At 72.4% G+C, this 15,107-nt stretch carries 13 protein-coding genes; 10 read left to right on the top strand and 3 right to left on the bottom strand.

The genetic code is table 11. The annotated features are described in order from the left end of the window. Positions 1 to 122 precede the first annotated feature (122 nt). From aceE to ACIRJT_RS07870, 3 genes are all read left to right on the top strand, one after another. Positions 123 to 2,795, top strand: coding sequence for a pyruvate dehydrogenase (acetyl-transferring), homodimeric type (gene aceE / locus ACIRJT_RS07880; protein WP_403905977.1), 2,673 nt, complete (start codon positions 123 to 125; stop codon positions 2,793 to 2,795). A 141-nt stretch (positions 2,796 to 2,936) separates the two neighbouring features. Continuing rightward, positions 2,937 to 3,920, top strand: coding sequence for a helix-turn-helix transcriptional regulator (locus ACIRJT_RS07875; RefSeq protein WP_403905975.1), 984 nt, complete (start codon positions 2,937 to 2,939; stop codon positions 3,918 to 3,920). A gap of 62 nt (positions 3,921 to 3,982) precedes the next feature. Then, positions 3,983 to 4,504: a DUF4240 domain-containing protein gene (locus ACIRJT_RS07870; protein WP_403905972.1), complete on the top strand. Its 522-nt coding sequence runs from the start codon at positions 3,983 to 3,985 to the stop codon at positions 4,502 to 4,504. Between the two features lie 10 nt (positions 4,505 to 4,514). Here ACIRJT_RS07870 and ACIRJT_RS07865 read toward each other — a convergent pair whose 3' ends face one another. Beyond that, on the bottom strand, positions 4,515 to 5,042 hold the full coding sequence (locus tag ACIRJT_RS07865; protein WP_403905970.1) for a GNAT family N-acetyltransferase: 528 nt from the start codon (positions 5,040 to 5,042) through the stop codon (positions 4,515 to 4,517). Positions 5,043 to 5,104: 62 nt separating this feature from the next. Between ACIRJT_RS07865 and ACIRJT_RS07860 the strand changes: the two genes are divergently transcribed. Both ACIRJT_RS07860 and ACIRJT_RS07855 read left to right on the top strand, forming a co-directional pair. Further along, a complete protein-coding gene (locus ACIRJT_RS07860) occupies positions 5,105 to 6,004 on the top strand; it encodes a TIGR01777 family oxidoreductase (protein WP_403905968.1) in 900 nt (299 codons plus the stop codon). A gap of 229 nt (positions 6,005 to 6,233) precedes the next feature. Beyond that, a complete protein-coding gene (locus ACIRJT_RS07855) occupies positions 6,234 to 7,637 on the top strand; it encodes an FAD-dependent oxidoreductase (RefSeq protein WP_403905966.1) in 1,404 nt (467 codons plus the stop codon). A 55-nt stretch (positions 7,638 to 7,692) separates the two neighbouring features. On the opposite strand, the gene ACIRJT_RS07850 is transcribed toward ACIRJT_RS07855, so the two are convergent. Next, positions 7,693 to 9,324: a regulator gene (locus tag ACIRJT_RS07850; protein ID WP_403905964.1), complete on the bottom strand. Its 1,632-nt coding sequence runs from the start codon at positions 9,322 to 9,324 to the stop codon at positions 7,693 to 7,695. A 300-nt stretch (positions 9,325 to 9,624) separates the two neighbouring features. Between ACIRJT_RS07850 and lipB the strand changes: the two genes are divergently transcribed. From lipB to ACIRJT_RS07830, 4 genes are all read left to right on the top strand, one after another. After that, entirely contained in the window at positions 9,625 to 10,488 is an 864-nt protein-coding gene (gene lipB / locus ACIRJT_RS07845) for a lipoyl(octanoyl) transferase LipB (RefSeq protein WP_403905962.1), read from the top strand. 215 nt (positions 10,489 to 10,703) lie between these two features. Beyond that, on the top strand, positions 10,704 to 11,684 hold the full coding sequence (lipA, locus tag ACIRJT_RS07840; protein WP_403905959.1) for a lipoyl synthase: 981 nt from the start codon (positions 10,704 to 10,706) through the stop codon (positions 11,682 to 11,684). Between the two features lie 269 nt (positions 11,685 to 11,953). Further along, positions 11,954 to 12,154, top strand: a complete 201-nt coding sequence (locus ACIRJT_RS07835) for a hypothetical protein (RefSeq protein ID WP_096631684.1) — start codon at positions 11,954 to 11,956, stop codon at positions 12,152 to 12,154. A 30-nt stretch (positions 12,155 to 12,184) separates the two neighbouring features. Beyond that, complete coding sequence (locus ACIRJT_RS07830; protein ID WP_403905955.1) at positions 12,185 to 12,892, top strand: DUF4191 domain-containing protein; 708 nt, start codon at positions 12,185 to 12,187, stop codon at positions 12,890 to 12,892. Positions 12,893 to 13,000: 108 nt separating this feature from the next. Here the strand turns inward: ACIRJT_RS07830 and ACIRJT_RS07825 are convergent, their stop codons facing one another. Continuing rightward, the gene (locus tag ACIRJT_RS07825; protein WP_402012717.1) at positions 13,001 to 13,408 is read right to left on the bottom strand and encodes an RDD family protein; all 408 of its coding nucleotides are present in this window, start codon (positions 13,406 to 13,408) and stop codon (positions 13,001 to 13,003) included. Between the two features lie 281 nt (positions 13,409 to 13,689). Here ACIRJT_RS07825 and glnA point away from each other — a divergent pair, with 281 nt between their 5' ends. Beyond that, positions 13,690 to 15,099 (top strand): type I glutamate--ammonia ligase, encoded by a 1,410-nt coding sequence (gene glnA / locus ACIRJT_RS07820; protein ID WP_403905953.1) that lies wholly within the window; start codon positions 13,690 to 13,692, stop codon positions 15,097 to 15,099. Positions 15,100 to 15,107 lie beyond the last annotated feature (8 nt).

Here is a 15,107-nt window from a genome sequence, read left to right as displayed (position 1 = left end):
TCAATCCTTTGATCGATCATCGATCAGCGCCTTACAGTTCATCCGCGGGCCCACCGGCCCCATCGCCCTGTCCTGCCAGCCAGGGCCTTCTCCACCCCCCTCCTCCCCGGAAGGCGGCGATCATGACCGACCCCGTAGGAAAGCTTCCGAGCGAGCTCGACCAGCTCCCGGACCGCGACCCCGAGGAGACCGCCGAATGGGCGGCCTCCCTGGACGCCGTCACCCGGGCCGCCGGCCCGCACCGTGCCGCGTACCTGATGCGCCGCTCGCTGCAGCACGCCGAGGGCGCCGGTCTCGCGCTGCCCAAGCTGCTGGAGACCGATTACGTCAACTCCATCCCGACCGCCGCCGAGCCCGAGTTCGACGGCGACCTGGAGATGGAGTCGAGGATCACCGCGTGGAACCGCTGGAACGCGGCCGCGATGGTGACCCGGGGCGCCCGGTACGGGGTCGGCGGCCACATCGCCACCTTCGCCTCGGCGGCCTGGCTCTACGAGACCGGCTTCAACCACTTCTTCCGCGGCAAGGAGGGGGACGGCTCCGGCGACCAGCTCTACATCCAGGGCCACGCCTCCCCCGGCATCTACGCCCGCGCCTTCCTCGACGGCCGGCTCAACGAGCGGCAGCTGGACAACTTCCGCCAGGAGACGGGCGGCGATGGTCTGCCGTCCTACCCGCACCCGCGGCGGCTGCCCTGGCTGTGGGAGTTCCCCACCGTGTCGATGGGCCTCGGCCCGCTCTCGGCCATCTACCAGGCGCGCTTCAACCGCTATCTGGCCAACCGCACCATCAAGGACACGGCCAACTCGCACGTCTGGGCCTTCCTGGGCGACGGCGAGATGGACGAGCCCGAGTCGACGGCGGCCCTCGCGCTGGCCTCCCGTGAGCAGCTCGACAACCTGACCTTCGTCATCAACTGCAACCTGCAGCGCCTCGACGGCCCGGTCCGCGCCAACTTCCGCGTGGTCCAGGAGCTGGAGGCGCAGTTCCGCGGGGCCGGCTGGAACGTCGTCAAGACGCTCTGGGGCAACGCCTGGGACGAGCTGTTCCAGCTGGACACCACGGGCGCGCTGCTGCGCCGCCTGCGGGAGGTCCCGGACGCGCAGTTCCAGACGTACGCCACCCGCGACGTCGCCTACATCCGCGAGCACTTCTTCGGCGCCGAGCCCGCGCTCGTCGAGCTGGCGAAGCTGCTGACCGACGCGAAGATCGGCGAGTGTTTCTACACCTCGCGCGGCGGCCACGAGGCCCGCAAGGTGTACGCGGCGTACAAGGCGGCCGTCGAGCACAAGGGCGCGCCGACCGTGATCCTGGCCCAGACGGTCAAGGGCTACACGCTCGGCAAGGGCTTCGAGTCCAAGAACGCCAACCACCAGATGAAGAAGCTGTCGATCGACGAGTTCAAGGGCATGCGCGAGCTGCTCGGTCTCCCGATCCCCGACAGCGCCTTCGAGGACGGTCTCGTCCCCTACGGCCACCCCGGCGCCGACTCCCCCGAGGTCCGCTACCTCCAGGAGCGCCGCGCCGCCCTCGGCGGCCCGGCCCCGGCCCGCCGCATGCACGCCTCCGCGCCGCTCCCGCAGCCCGAGGAGCGCGCGTTCAAGGCCCTGTACAAGGGGTCCGGCAAGCAGGAGATGGCCACCACCATGGCGTTCGTCCGCCTGGTGAAGGACCTGATGCGGGACAAGGAGACCGGCAAGCGCTGGGTGCCGATCGTCCCGGACGAGGCCCGTACCTTCGGTATGGAGTCGCTCTTCCCGTCCGCCGGCATCTACTCGCCGCTGGGGCAGACGTACGACCCGGTCGACCGCGACCAGCTGATGTACTACAAGGAGGCCAAGGACGGCCAGATCCTCAACGAGGGGATCACCGAGGCCGGGTCCATGGCCGACTTCATCGCCGCCGCCACGTCGTACGCGACGCACGGCGAGACGATGATCCCGTTCTACATCTTCTACTCGATGTTCGGCTGGCAGCGGACCGGCGACCAGATGTGGCAGCTCGCCGACCAGCTCGGCAAGGGCTTCATCGTCGGCGCGACGGCGGGCCGTACGACCCTGACGGGTGAGGGCCTCCAGCACGCGGACGGCCACTCGCACCTGATCGCGGCCACCAACCCGGCCTCGCTCAACTACGACCCGGCGTTCGCGTACGAGGTCGCGGTGATCGTCAAGGACGGCCTGCGCCGGATGTACGGCCCCGAGGCCGAGGACGTCTTCTACTACCTGACGGTCTACAACGAGCCGAAGCCCCAGCCCGCGATGCCCGAGGGCGTCGAGGAGGGCATCGTCAAGGGCCTGTACCGCTTCAAGGAGGGCACGCCCGCCAAGGCGGACGCGCCGCGTATCCAGCTGCTCTCCTCCGGCACGGCGATCCACTGGGCCCTGGAGGCCCAGGAGTTGCTGGCCGCCGACTGGGGCGTCACGGCCGACGTCTGGTCCGCCACCTCGTGGGGCGAGCTGCGCCGCGACGCGCTGGAGGCCGACGAGGCGCTGCTCCGCGGTGAGCAGCGGGTCCCGTACGTGACGCAGGCGCTCTCCGGTGCGCCGGGCCCGGTGCTCGCGGTCAGCGACTGGATGCGCCAGGTCCCGGACCAGATCAGCCAGTGGGTGGAGCAGGACTGGTCCTCGCTCGGCACGGACGGCTTCGGCCTCTCCGACACCCGCGCCGCGGCCCGCCGCCACTTCGGCGTCGACGCCCAGTCGATCGTGGTGGCCTCGCTGGCCCAGCTCGCCAGGCGCGGCGAGGTCCCGGCCTCCGCGATCAAGGAGGCCCGGGAGCGCTACGGGCTCTGAGCCCGCTCCCCTACGGACCTCTCCTGTACGAAGCCGGAGCCCCCGGTCACCGGAGCGGGCGCGTCCGACGACGCGCCCGCCCGGCGGCCGGGGGTTTCGGCGTCGGCGCGAGGCGGGCGTGCCTGCCGCCACAATGGGCCCATGCGCGCTGCCCGGCTGATCAAGATGGTGCTGCTCCTTCAGGCCCGCCCCGCGATGACCGCCGCCGAACTGGCGGCCGAGCTGGAGGTGTCGGAGCGTACGGTCACCCGGGACGCGCAGGCACTCTCCGACGCGGGCGTCCCGGTGTACGCGGAGCGCGGCCGGGCCGGCGGCTACCGGCTCGTCGGCGGCTACCGCACCCGGCTGACCGGTCTCGCCCGCGACGAGGCGGAGGCGCTGTTCCTCTCCGGGCTGCCCGCCGCGCTGCGCGAGATGGGCTTGGAGGACGCGGCGTCGGCCGCCCGCCTCAAGGTGTCGGCGGCGCTGCTGCCCTCCCTGCGCGACGCCTCCGCCTCCGCCGCCCGGCGCTTCCACCTGGACGCCCCCTCCTGGTACCACGAGCCGGAGACCCCCGAGCTGCTGCCCGTCATCGCCGACGCGGTCTGGGACGACCGGCTGCTGCGGGCCCGCTACCGCCGGGGCGGGGGCCGCGAGCGGGAGGGGACGGAGGTGGCGCGGGAGCTGGCTCCGTACGGCCTCGTCCTCAAGGCCGGGGTCTGGTATCTCTGTGCCCGGGCGGGCGAGGACTTCCGGGTGTACCGGATCGACCGGTTCACGGCCGTGGAGCTGGCCGATGAACGCTTCGACCGGGACGAGACCTTCGACCTGCCCGGGTTCTGGGAGGAGCGGGCCGCCGGGTTCGCCCGGTCCCTGCTGCGCGGTGAGGTGACCGTACGGGTGTCCGAGCGCGGGTCGCGGATGCTGGCGTACACCGGTGACCGGGCGGCGGCCGCCACCGCGCTCGCGGAGGCCTCCGAGCCCGGCCCGGACGGGTGGCGCACCCTCACGCTGCCGGTGGAATCACTGGACGTGGCCTACGGCCAGCTGCTCGCGCTGGGACCCGAGTTGGAGGTCCTGGCACCCGATGCGCTGCGGATCCGGTTCGCGGACGCCGCCGAACGCCTGCGCGAGATGTATCGCTGAAAGGCTTCAATTCGGTGTCTGCGCGTGCGGGAGCCCTCCGCAGGCTGGATGCTGGACCCGTGATGGACGAAACGGAATTCTGGGAGATCATCGACAGCACCCGCGAGGCCGCCGAAGGCGACCCCGAGGACCACGCCGACCTGCTGGTGGAACGGCTGGTGCAGCTCGATCCCGATTCCGTGCTGGACTTCGCCCGGCACTTCGAGGCCCGCTACAACCGCGCCTACCACTGGGATCTGTGGGGCGCGGCCGCCGTGCTGCTGGGCGGGGCGAGCGACGACGCGTTCGACTACTTCCGCTGCTGGCTGATCGGCCAGGGCCGGGAGGTCTTCGAGGGGGCGCTGCACGATCCGGACGGTCTGGCGGAGCTGCTGGAGGACTTCGACGAGGAGGCCGACGGGGACGGCGAGGAGTTGGGCTACGCGGCCGACGAGGCGTACGAGCAGCTCACCGGCGTGGTCGCGCCGGACCTGGGGCTGCCGCCGCAGGCCGCGGAGCCGCTGGGCTCCCCGGTCGACTTCGAGGACGAGGAGGCGCTGGCCGCCCGCTTCCCCGAGCTGTGGGACCGCTTCGGGCCCCGGTGACCCCCGGCGCTCAGGCGGGGCCGAGCGAGCGTCCCATGCAGACGTCGTCGACGTAACGCCCGTTCAGGAAGAACTCCCCGGGCAGCACTCCTTCGACGGCGAAGCCCTCGGAGGCGTACAGGGCGCGGGCGGGGTCGTTGTGCGCGAGCACCCGCAGCGTGATCCGGCCGGCTCCCTGGCGGCGGGCCTCGGCGAAAGCGGCCCGCACCAGGGTCCGCCCCGCGCCTGACCCGCGCGCCCAGGTCGCCACGGCGAGGCCCCGTATCTGGCGGACGTGGGCGTTGGCGGCGAGCGGGGTGGGCGGGACAAGGCGTATGTACCCGGCGACGCGGGCCGCGCCGCCCGCCGTCTCCGCGTCCGCCTCCACCACGAGGAAGTCCTCCGGCGGATACCGCTCCCCGAAGAAGGGGTCGTACGGGGGCGTCGGCCGCGGCAGGACCGCGTGCAGTGTCGACCAGGTGGACCGGTCGAGCTCGGCGAGCTGGTCTTCGTCGGCGGGCACGGCGGTGCGGACGGGGTGGAGGGTGAGTCGGGCCATGGGGCCACTGTGCCACGCGGCGTTCCCGGTATTCGAGACGTTTCATGGGGCAGGATGGGCCCATGCCGAGCTCCCGTATCGCCGTCAGCGGATCGTCCGGACTCATCGGAGCGGCGCTGGTGCGCTCGCTGCGCGCCGACGGGCACGAGGTGGCCCGCCTGGTGCGCCGCCCCGCCAGAGCCGGCGACGAGGTCGAGTGGGACCCCAAGCGCGGTTACGTGGACGTGGCCGGCCTCGTCGGCTGCGACGCCGTCGTGCACCTGGCCGGGGCCGGGGTGGGCGACCACCGCTGGACCGACGCCTACAAGCGGGAGATCCGGGACAGCCGGGTCCTGGGCACCGCCGCCGTCGCCGAGGCCGTCGCCTCGCTCGACACCCCGCCCCGCGTGCTGCTCGCCGGGTCCGCCATCGGCTTCTACGGCGACACCGGGGACCGCCCGGTGGACGAGAGCGCGCCGCCCGGGGACGGGTTCCTGCCGTCTGTCTGCGAGGAGTGGGAGGCGGCCACCGCCGCCGCCGAGGAAGCGGGCGTCCGCACGGTGCACGCGCGGACCGGGCTGGTCGTCGGCCGCGAGGGCGGGGCCTGGGGGCGGCTGTTCCCGCTGTTCAAGGCGGGGCTCGGCGGGAAGCTGGGCAACGGCCGCCAGTACTGGAGCTTCATCGCGCTGCACGACCATGTCGCGGCACTGCGCCACATCCTGGACACCGAGTCGCTGACCGGGCCGGTGAACCTGACCGGGCCGAAGCCCGTCACCAACGCCGAGGTGACCGCGGCGATGGGCCGGGTGCTGCGCCGCCCGACGCTGTTCCCCGCGCCGGCGCCCGCGTTGCGGCTGGCGCTCGGGGAGTTCGCGCAGGACGTGCTGGGCAGCCAGCGGGTGATCCCGGCGAAGCTGCTGGACTCCGGCTTCTCGTTCGCCTTCCCCGGCATCGACGGGGCGATCCGCGCCGCGCTGCGCTGAGCGGGCGGGCGGGGCCGTGGGGCCGTTGGTCCGCGCCGGAGGGCCGGGGCCGCGCGCCCTTCACCACCCGCCGGGCGCGGTGTGTGCGACCCCGTGCCCCGGTGCTCCCCGGTACGCGCGTCTGACGCAGTATCAGCCATCCTCCTAGCCTCGTTGCGAACTCCGGCATTCCGGGGGCCTGTTGGGGGCAAGAGCCTCCCACCAGTCGCACCGACTCGGGGAGGGGCACGTGCGCAGCACGGCACACCACGCAGATGTGGTCATCATCGGGGCCGGAATCGCCGGCCTGTCAGCGGCCCACCTGCTCATCCGGGCGGGGCTCGGCGTCAGTGTCCTGGAGGCCGAGCCCCGGGTGGGCGGCCGGCTCGCCACCGACGAGGTGGACGGGTTCCGGCTCGACCGGCTGGGCCCGCTCCTCTGCACGTCCTGGCCCGAGCTGACCGGCACCCCGGGGCTCGGCGCTCCGGAGTTGCGGGAGTTCGCGCCGGGTGTCCTGGTCCACAGCGGGGGCCGCCGCCAGCTCACCGGGGACATACGGAGCGCGAGGGGCGCACTCAAGGCAGTGCGCACCCGATCGAGCGCCCCCCGAGCTGTCCGAGCCCCCCGCGCTCCTCGCGCACCCTGGGCTGCGCAGGGCTCGTCCGGGCACGAGCACGGCACCCCGGCGCGCGGGGGCGGCCGGGGCGGCGTGGTGACCGGCGCGATCGACCGGGCCCGGCTGGGCGCGGCACTGTCGCGGCTGGCGGGCGCCCCGCAGGCCCGGCTCCTGGCCCGCCCGGAGCGGACCGCCGTCGGGGCCCTGCCCGGCCTCGGCCTGCCCGCCCGTACGGTGGACGGCGTCCTGCGCCCCCTGCTCACGGCCCTGCTCAGCGACCCCGCCCTCGCCACGTCGAGCCGGTGCGCCGATCTCGCCCTGCGGGACTACGCGCGCGGCGGCCTGTGCGTACCGGCGGGCGGGTCGTCGGCGCTGCCGGAGCTGCTGGCGGCCTCGCTGCCGTCGGGCACGGTCCGGACCGGGGTGCATGTGACGGCCGCCGACATCACCTCCGTACGTACCAAGGAGCACGGCGAGCTGGGGTGCCGCTCCCTGCTGCTGGCGACCGGTGCGGGGGCCGCGGCCGAGCTGCTGCCCGGTCTGCGGGTGCCGTCCTTCCACCCGGTGACGGTCCTTCACCACAGCGCGCCCGCATCGCCGCCCACGGGCAGGTCGCTGGTGCTGGACGGCGACCGGTCGGGCCCGGTGGCGTACACCGCGGTGATGAGCGAGGTCGATCCCTCGCGGGCGCCGGAGGGCCGCACGCTGATCACCTCGACGGTGTTCGGGACGCCGCCACCGGACCTGGACCGCTCGGTGCGGGCGCACCTGGCGGCGTTGTACGGCGTGCCGACGGACGGCTGGGAGCTGCTGGCGGCCCACCACGACCCGGAGGCGGTGCCCGCGATGGAGGCCCCGCACGATCCGCGCCGCCCGGTGCGGGTACTGGCCGGGCTGTACGTGTGCGGCGACCACCGCGACACGAGCACGGTCCAGGGCGCGCTGCACTCGGGGCGGCGGGCGGCCGAGGCGATCCTGACCGACCTGGCGGTCCCGGGCACGCACGAGAGGAGCCCCCGCCTGCCGGAGGCGGCGTGACGCGGCCCGACCGCGCCCCGACCGGTTCGGCCGAGGGCTTCCGCCGGGAGTCGGTTCAGCCGAGGGCGGCGACCCGGTCGCGGTAGCCGCGTACGGCGACGGCGTCCCGGTAGGGCTCCAGGCTGCGCTCGAAGGCGCGTACGTACTCCGCGGCGCGCACCGAGCGCATCTCGGCCGCCTGCTGGGCCGCCTCCGCGCCCAGCAGACAGGCCTGGTCCAGCTCGCCCAGGCCGAGCCGGGCCGAGGCGAGGACCACCCGGCAGAACAGCCTGCTGCGGGCGTACGCCGGTGCGCGCAGCTGGAGCGACCGCTCGGCGTGCTGGGCGGCGGCCCGGTACTGCTGGAGGTCGCGGTGGCAGTGGCACAGCTCGTCGGCGAGCTGCGCCTCGTCGAAGGTGCGGGCCCAGTGCGGCACCTCGTCGCCGGGGCGTGCGGTCTCCAGGGCGTGCTCGGCCCGGGTCAGGGCGGCGGTGCAGGAGCGTGCCTCGCCGAGCACGGCGTGCCCGCGCGCCTCGACCGCGTGCAGCAGTGACTGGACGAGAGGCGGGGCGGCCGAGCCGACGCCCTGCTGGGCCACGCGGGCGAGCTGGACGGCCTCCCTGCCGTGCCCGAGGTAGACCGCCTGGCGGCTCATCGTGATCAGCACGTAGGCGCCGTACCCGCGGTCCCCGGCGGCCTGGGCGAGGCGCAGCGCCTGGACGAAGTACCGCTGGGCCAGGCCGTGGGCGGCGATGTCGTACGAGGTCCAGCCGGCCAGCCGGGTCAGGTCGGCGACCGCGGCGAACAGCCGCCGCCCGGTGGCCTCGCCGTACGTACCCCGGAGCATCGGCTCGGCCTCGTGCTCCAGATACCGCACGAGGGCCTGCCGGGCGTGGCCGCCTCCGTAGGCGTGGTCGAGGGTGCGGAACAGCTCGCCGACCGAACGCAGCGCGGCGACGTCCCCGCCGCCGACCCGCTGGCCGGGGCCGCGGTCCGTCTGGCGCTGGCGCGGAACCACGGGGAGCGCTCCGGCCGCGGTCGGCGCCCCGGCGGCGGGCGGATGCGGAGCGGGCGGATGCGTAACGGAAGGGTGCGTGGCGGGTGGATGCGTGGTCGACGGGCCTGGAGGCGTGGGCCGCAGTGGTCCGCCGGTCGGGCGCGGCAGTCCCCGGGCCTCGGTGCGCGGCGCCCCGCCCGGGCGGGCGGGCGGTGGCGCTCCGGCCTCTGCCCCGGCCCGTCGGGCGGCGGCGCCCTCCCGGGCCACCCACTCGTCGGCCCGGCCGATCAGCCAGTCACGGCTGGGGACGACGAGTCCGGCCGGGGTGAAGGCGATCTTGCGCAGCTCGATGTGGGAGCCGGAGTCCTTGCGCCAGAGGCCACTGACGATGTCGACCGCCTCGGCGGGGGTGGCGGCGAACTCCAGGCCCGCGTAGACGGGTGCGCAGGCGTCGAGCCCGAGATCCTGCGCGGAGAGCCGCCGACCGAGCCGCCGGGTGAACACCTCGGCGATCAGCGCGGGCGTGGTGCCGCGCGGCTGCTGCCCCCGCAGCCAGCGGGTGACCGAGGTCTTGTCGTACCGCAGGTCGAGGCCGTGTTCGAGGCCGAGCTGATCGACCCGGCGGGCCAGGCCGGCGTGCGAGAAGCCGGCTTCCGCGATGAGTGAGGCGAGTCGGCGGTTGGGCGTGCGCTGCGGGGGTCGTTCCGACATCAGCTGTACGGTCTCCTGCCTTCGGGGCCGGACGGGCAGCCCTCATGGGAACGGCGCGAATTTAGCGGCCGCCGGAGCGGTCGCAGCCACCCTTTGCTCCACGTTCATCCGATCGTGTGAGGATTCCGGGCGGAGCTGACGGAAACGTCCGCCCCGTGGACGGTCCGGTCCAGGGCCCCCGCACCTGCCGGGGGGCCGTCCGGGCAGCGGTCGTACAGTGGACACGGGCGCGATCAGTGCAGGGTTCCGTCACCCCGGGGACACCCTCCGGGCACGCGGGGCCCACGTAGGGAGGCATCGGTGAGCGAACTGCGGTTCGTCCGTCTGGGCTTCGGCGACCAGGCCGTCGCATACACGGAGGCTTGGCAGAAGCAGCGCGAGGTGCACGCGGACCGGTTCGAGGACCGGGTGCCGGACACCTGTCTGCTGCTGGAGCACCCGCCCGTCTACACCGCGGGGCGCCGCACGGCGGAGAGCGAGCGTCCACTGGACGGCACGCCGGTCATCGATGTGGACCGCGGCGGGAAGATCACCTGGCACGGCCCCGGGCAGCTCGTCGGCTACCCGATCCAGAAGCTGCCGCGCCCGGTCGACGTCGTCGCGCACGTCCGCAGGCTGGAGGACGCGCTGATCCGCACGGCCGCCGACTTCGGTGTGGAGACCTCCCGGGTCGAGGGCCGCAGCGGCGTCTGGGTGCTCGGCGACCCGGTCGAGCGGCGCCAGGCGCTGGGCGGGCTCTCGCTGGACTTCGACCCGAGGCTCCAGGACGAGGAGTTCGACCCGCGGCTGAACGGCCCCGAGTACGCCCCGTCCAACGCCGGCCAGCGCCGCGAGGACCGCAAGCTGGCCGCGATCGGGATCCGGGTCGCCAAGGGCGTCACGATGCACGGCTTCGCCCTCAACGTGAACCCGGACAACACCTGGTTCGACCGGATCGTGCCGTGCGGCATCCGCGACGCGGGGGTCACGTCCCTCTCCAACGAGCTGGGCCGGGAGATCACCATCGAGGAGGTGCTGCCGGTCGCCGAGAAGCATCTGCGGGACATCCTGGAGAACGCGGAGCTCGCACCGCGCGTGGTCGAACAGCCGAAGGCCGCGGCTGCGGCTCCGACCCAGGCCCCGGCTCCGGCTCCGGCTCCAGCCCCGGCTCCGGCCCCCGCCTAGGGGCCACCGGCCGTACCGGCCAGTAGCACGACCGCCGCCACCGGCCGGGGAATAGGCCCCGTCGGCCGCAGGTTGGGCAGGGGCAAGGCCGTTCGATGTACGGGCGTACCCTGGTATCAGCCAAAGAATCCAAAGCGAGTCCCTCGCGCATCGCTCGCGCATCCCACGCGAACCCGACGCGAATCCAACGCAGCAGAGAGCAAAGGGGAGCCGGAGTGTCCGCTGTCGCACCCGACGGGCGCAAGATGCTGCGCCTGGAGGTCCGGAACAGCCAGACCCCCATCGAGCGCAAGCCCGAGTGGATCAAAACGCGGGCGAAGATGGGCCCCGAGTACAAGCAGCTGCAGCAGCTGGTGAAGGGCGAAGGGCTGCACACGGTCTGCCAGGAGGCGGGCTGCCCCAACATCTTCGAGTGCTGGGAGGACCGCGAGGCCACCTTCCTCATCGGCGGCGACCAGTGCACCCGGCGCTGCGACTTCTGCCAGATCGACACGGGCAAGCCGCAGGCGCTGGACCGTGACGAGCCCCGCCGCGTCGGCGAGTCGGTCGTCACGATGGACCTCAACTACGCCACCATCACCGGCGTCGCCCGCGACGACCTGGAGGACGGCGGTGCCTGGCTGTACGCCGAGACCGTCCGCCAGATCCACACGCTCACCGCGGAGCGGGAGGCCGGCGCGACCAAGGTCGAGCTGCTGATCCCCGACTTCAACGCCGAGCCCGAGCAGCTCGCCGAGGTCTTCTCCTCGCGCCCCGAGGTGCTCGCGCACAACGTGGAGACGGTGCCGCGGATCTTCAAGCGGATCCGCCCCGGCTTCCGCTACGAGCGTTCCCTGGAGGTCATCACGCGGGCCCGCGAGGCCGGCCTGATCACCAAGTCGAACCTGATCCTCGGCATGGGCGAGACCCGCGAGGAAGTCAGCGAGGCGCTCCAGGACCTGTACGACGCAGGTTGCGAGCTCATCACGATTACGCAGTACCTGCGCCCCTCCGTACGGCACCACCCGGTCGAGCGCTGGGTGAAGCCGCACGAGTTCGTCGAGCTGAAGGACGAGGCCGACGCGATCGGCTACTCCGGCGTGATGTCGGGCCCGCTGGTGCGGTCCTCGTACCGCGCGGGGCGTCTCTTCCAGCAGGCGATGGAGGCGCGTGGCGTCGCCGCCGCCGGGAGCACCCGGGCCGCGGAGGGCGTGTGAATCCGCTCACGAGCACTACCGAGCAGTAACCGCGTCATCGAAGCGGTCCGGACGCTCCCCGCAGGTCGGGGACGCGTACGGACCGCTTCGGCGTGCGCGCCGACGGAATCAAGGCTTCATTGGTGTTTGACCGCCCGGTCATGCGCTGGTAACACCAAGCAATGACCCTGGGTACACGTGCGGCAGCGACCCCAGCAGCCGCCGCCGTCACTGCTTCCCGTACTCAACCGCGCCCCACAGGCGCATCCATTCCGAGGGGGAACACCACGATGCAGGCCGCCCCGGTCCGCGCCCACGCCCTTCCGTCCGTCACCACCGCCCTGCGCGCCGTCGAGTCGCTGCTGCTGAGCGGCGGCCAGCGCACCGCCCGCCGCAACGCCTGGACGGCCGTCCTGGAGGACCGCCGCCGCGCCAAGGACCGGGTGGAGGCCCAGCACGTGCTGGAAGCCGTGGCCGACCACCGTTCCTAGGTCACTCCCACGCCACGTAAACTTCGGTACATGGCGAGGAAGGCAAAAACTGAAGGCGCGGACAGCGCCGAGAACGCAGGGCGGCTCAAGCAGATCGCCCTGACCTACAAGATGACCAGGCGGACCGACAGCAAGATCGGTCTTGTCGTCGCGGGTGTCGGAATCATCACGTTCGGTGTCCTCCTCGGCATCGGCTTCGCGATCGGACACCCGGTCTATCTGGGCATCCTGGGCTTCGTCCTGGCCGTCCTCGCGATGGCGATCATCTTCGGCCGGCGTGCCGAGCGGGCGGCCTTCGGACAGATGGAGGGCCAGCCCGGAGCGGCGGCCGCCGTCCTGGACCGGATCGGACGCGGCTGGACCACCACCCCCGCGGTGGCGATGAACCGCAGCCAGGACGTCGTCCACCGGGCGGTCGGCAAGGCCGGCATCGTCCTGGTGGCCGAGGGCAACCCGAACCGGGTGAAGAGCCTGCTGGCGTCCGAGAAGAAGAAGATGGCCCGCATCGTGGTGGACGTGCCGGTGCACGACATCATCGTCGGCAACGGCGACGGCCAGGTGCCCCTGAAAAAGGTCCGCACCAAGATGCTGAAGCTGCCCCGCGTCCTGACCGGCCCGCAGGTGACCTCCACCAACGACCGGCTGCGCGCGATGGGCGACCTGATGAGCAACATGCCGCTGCCGAAGGGCCCGATGCCCAAGGGCATGAGGATGCCGCGCGGCGGGAAGATGCGCTGACTTCGACGTGACGCAGAACGGGGCGGCCCCGGACCGGTGAACGGTCCCGGGGCCGCCCCGTTTCTCATGGGCGTGTCGGGGAGATCCCGTCCGCGCGCACCGGGAAGGTCACATCCGGACCTGCACGGCGCGGGACAGCCTGTCGTGCAGTCCGCGTCCGTCGCGGTCCCAGACCAGCGCGGGGATGACGAGCAGGAGCAGGACGGTCCGCACGGCGACCCGCACGAACCCGAGCCGTCCGCCGTCGTCGGCGACCACCCGGACGCCCAGGAGGCGCTTTCCGGGCGTGCAGCCGATGGTGCCGACCGTCAGCAGGCTCATCACGAGGAAGATGCCGAGCGCCCAGTTGCCCGCCGCCTGCTGGTCACCGCGGGCGAGCAGCCCGTATGCGATCAGCATGCAGAGGGTCCAGTCGATGAAGAGGGCCCCGAAGCGGCGGCCGAGCGGAGCGACCGAGCCGGGCCCCTCCTCGGGCAGCCCGAGCCCCTTGCCCCGGTAGCCGAAGTCGGCGCCCATCTCCTCGGCGGCCGCGCGGGGCCCCGAGAGCCACGATCCGATTGCTTGCCTGTTGTCCACCCGTCCACGGTACTGCGCCCGCGTTTGCCCGAGGCCGGGCGGGGCACCGGAAACAGTCGCGGAGGTGCCGCCCACCACCGCCCCGGTTAACTTGGGCGAAACAAATGGGTCACGCTTGAGAAATCACGCCTGCCTATGGTCGGGTCCAGCGTGTGCCACCGCACTGGCCGCACCACGAGCTACAACCCCGTCCCTCCCGGGCCGGGAGTAGGAGGAGTTGGATGTTCCAGAACGCCGACGAAGTGCAGAAGTACGTAGCGGACAACGACGTCAAGTTCATCGATGTCCGGTTCTGCGACCTGCCCGGGGTGATGCAGCACTTCACGATCCCGGCAGCGACCTTCGACCCGGCCGAGGAACTGGCCTTCGACGGTTCGTCGATCCGCGGCTTCCAGGCCATCCACGAGTCGGACATGGCGCTGCGCGCGGACCTGTCGACGGCTCGGGTGGACCCCTTCCGCCGTGACAAGACCGTCAACATCAACTTCTTCATCCACGACCCGATCACGGGCGAGCAGTACAGCCGTGACCCGCGCAACATCGCCAAGAAGGCCGAGGCGTACCTCACCTCGACCGGCATCGCGGACACCGCGTACTTCGGCCCCGAGGCGGAGTTCTACGTCTTCGACAACGTCCGCTTCCAGACGTCGGCGAACGAGAGCTTCTACCACATCGACTCCGAGGCCGGCGCCTGGAACACCGGGTCGGAGGAGAACAACCGCGGCTACAAGGTCCGCTACAAGGGCGGCTACTTCCCGGTCCCGCCGGTGGACCACTTCGCCGACCTGCGTGCCGAGATCTCCCTGGAGCTGGACAAGAACGGCCTCCAGGTCGAGCGCCAGCACCACGAGGTCGGCACGGCCGGCCAGGCCGAGATCAACTACAAGTTCAACACGCTGCTCGCCGCGGCCGACGACCTGATGCTCTTCAAGTACATCGTGAAGAACGTCGCCTGGCGCAACGGCAAGACCGCGACCTTCATGCCGAAGCCGATCTTCGGCGACAACGGCTCGGGCATGCACGTGCACCAGTCGCTGTGGCAGGGCGGCATCCCGCTCTTCTACGACGAGCAGGGTTACGCCGGCCTCTCGGACATGGCCCGCTACTACATCGGCGGCATCCTGAAGCACGCCCCGTCGCTGCTGGCCTTCACCAACCCGACGGTGAACTCCTACCACCGCCTGGTCCCCGGCTTCGAGGCCCCGGTCAACATGGTGTACTCGCAGCGCAACCGCTCCGCCGCGATGCGCATCCCGATCACCGGCTCGAACCCGAAGGCCAAGCGCGTCGAGTTCCGCGCCCCGGACCCGTCCTCGAACCCGTACCTCGCGTTCTCCGCGCTGCTGATGGCGGGCCTGGACGGTGTGAAGAACAAGATCGAGCCGGCCGAGCCGATCGACAAGGACCTCTACGAGCTGGCTCCCGAGGAGCACGCAGGCGTCCAGCAGGTCCCGACGTCCCTCCCGGCCGTGCTCGACGCCCTGGAGGCGGACAACGAGTACCTCCAGGCGGGCGGCGTCTTCACGCCGGACCTGATCGAGACGTGGATCGACTACAAGCGCACGCACGAGATCGCCCCGATCCAGCTGCGTCCGCACCCGCACGAGTTCGAGCTGTACTTCGACATCTAGGAACACCT

Origin of the sequence: Streptomyces sp. NPDC102283, assembly GCF_044766265.1 — a bacterium.
Lineage (GTDB): Bacteria > Actinomycetota > Actinomycetes > Streptomycetales > Streptomycetaceae > Streptomyces.
Note: the sequence above shows the minus strand (reverse complement) of the source record. Positions and strands in the feature narration are given on the sequence as shown.

What these genes read in the sequence shown, in the direction of transcription:
- ACIRJT_RS07825 (WP_402012717.1), bottom strand. Translation starts at nt 13,408, where the DNA reads ATGGGCGCCGACTTCGGCTACCGGGGCAAGGGGCTCGGGCTGCCCGAG.
- ACIRJT_RS07875 (WP_403905975.1), top strand. Translation starts at nt 2,937, where the DNA reads ATGCGCGCTGCCCGGCTGATCAAGATGGTGCTGCTCCTTCAGGCCCGC.
- ACIRJT_RS07860 (WP_403905968.1), top strand. Translation starts at nt 5,105, where the DNA reads ATGCCGAGCTCCCGTATCGCCGTCAGCGGATCGTCCGGACTCATCGGA.
- ACIRJT_RS07870 (WP_403905972.1), top strand. Translation starts at nt 3,983, where the DNA reads ATGGACGAAACGGAATTCTGGGAGATCATCGACAGCACCCGCGAGGCC.
- ACIRJT_RS07850 (WP_403905964.1), bottom strand. Translation starts at nt 9,324, where the DNA reads ATGTCGGAACGACCCCCGCAGCGCACGCCCAACCGCCGACTCGCCTCA.
- glnA (WP_403905953.1), top strand. Translation starts at nt 13,690, where the DNA reads ATGTTCCAGAACGCCGACGAAGTGCAGAAGTACGTAGCGGACAACGAC.
- ACIRJT_RS07865 (WP_403905970.1), bottom strand. Translation starts at nt 5,042, where the DNA reads ATGGCCCGACTCACCCTCCACCCCGTCCGCACCGCCGTGCCCGCCGAC.
- ACIRJT_RS07835 (WP_096631684.1), top strand. Translation starts at nt 11,954, where the DNA reads ATGCAGGCCGCCCCGGTCCGCGCCCACGCCCTTCCGTCCGTCACCACC.
- ACIRJT_RS07830 (WP_403905955.1), top strand. Translation starts at nt 12,185, where the DNA reads ATGGCGAGGAAGGCAAAAACTGAAGGCGCGGACAGCGCCGAGAACGCA.
- aceE (WP_403905977.1), top strand. Translation starts at nt 123, where the DNA reads ATGACCGACCCCGTAGGAAAGCTTCCGAGCGAGCTCGACCAGCTCCCG.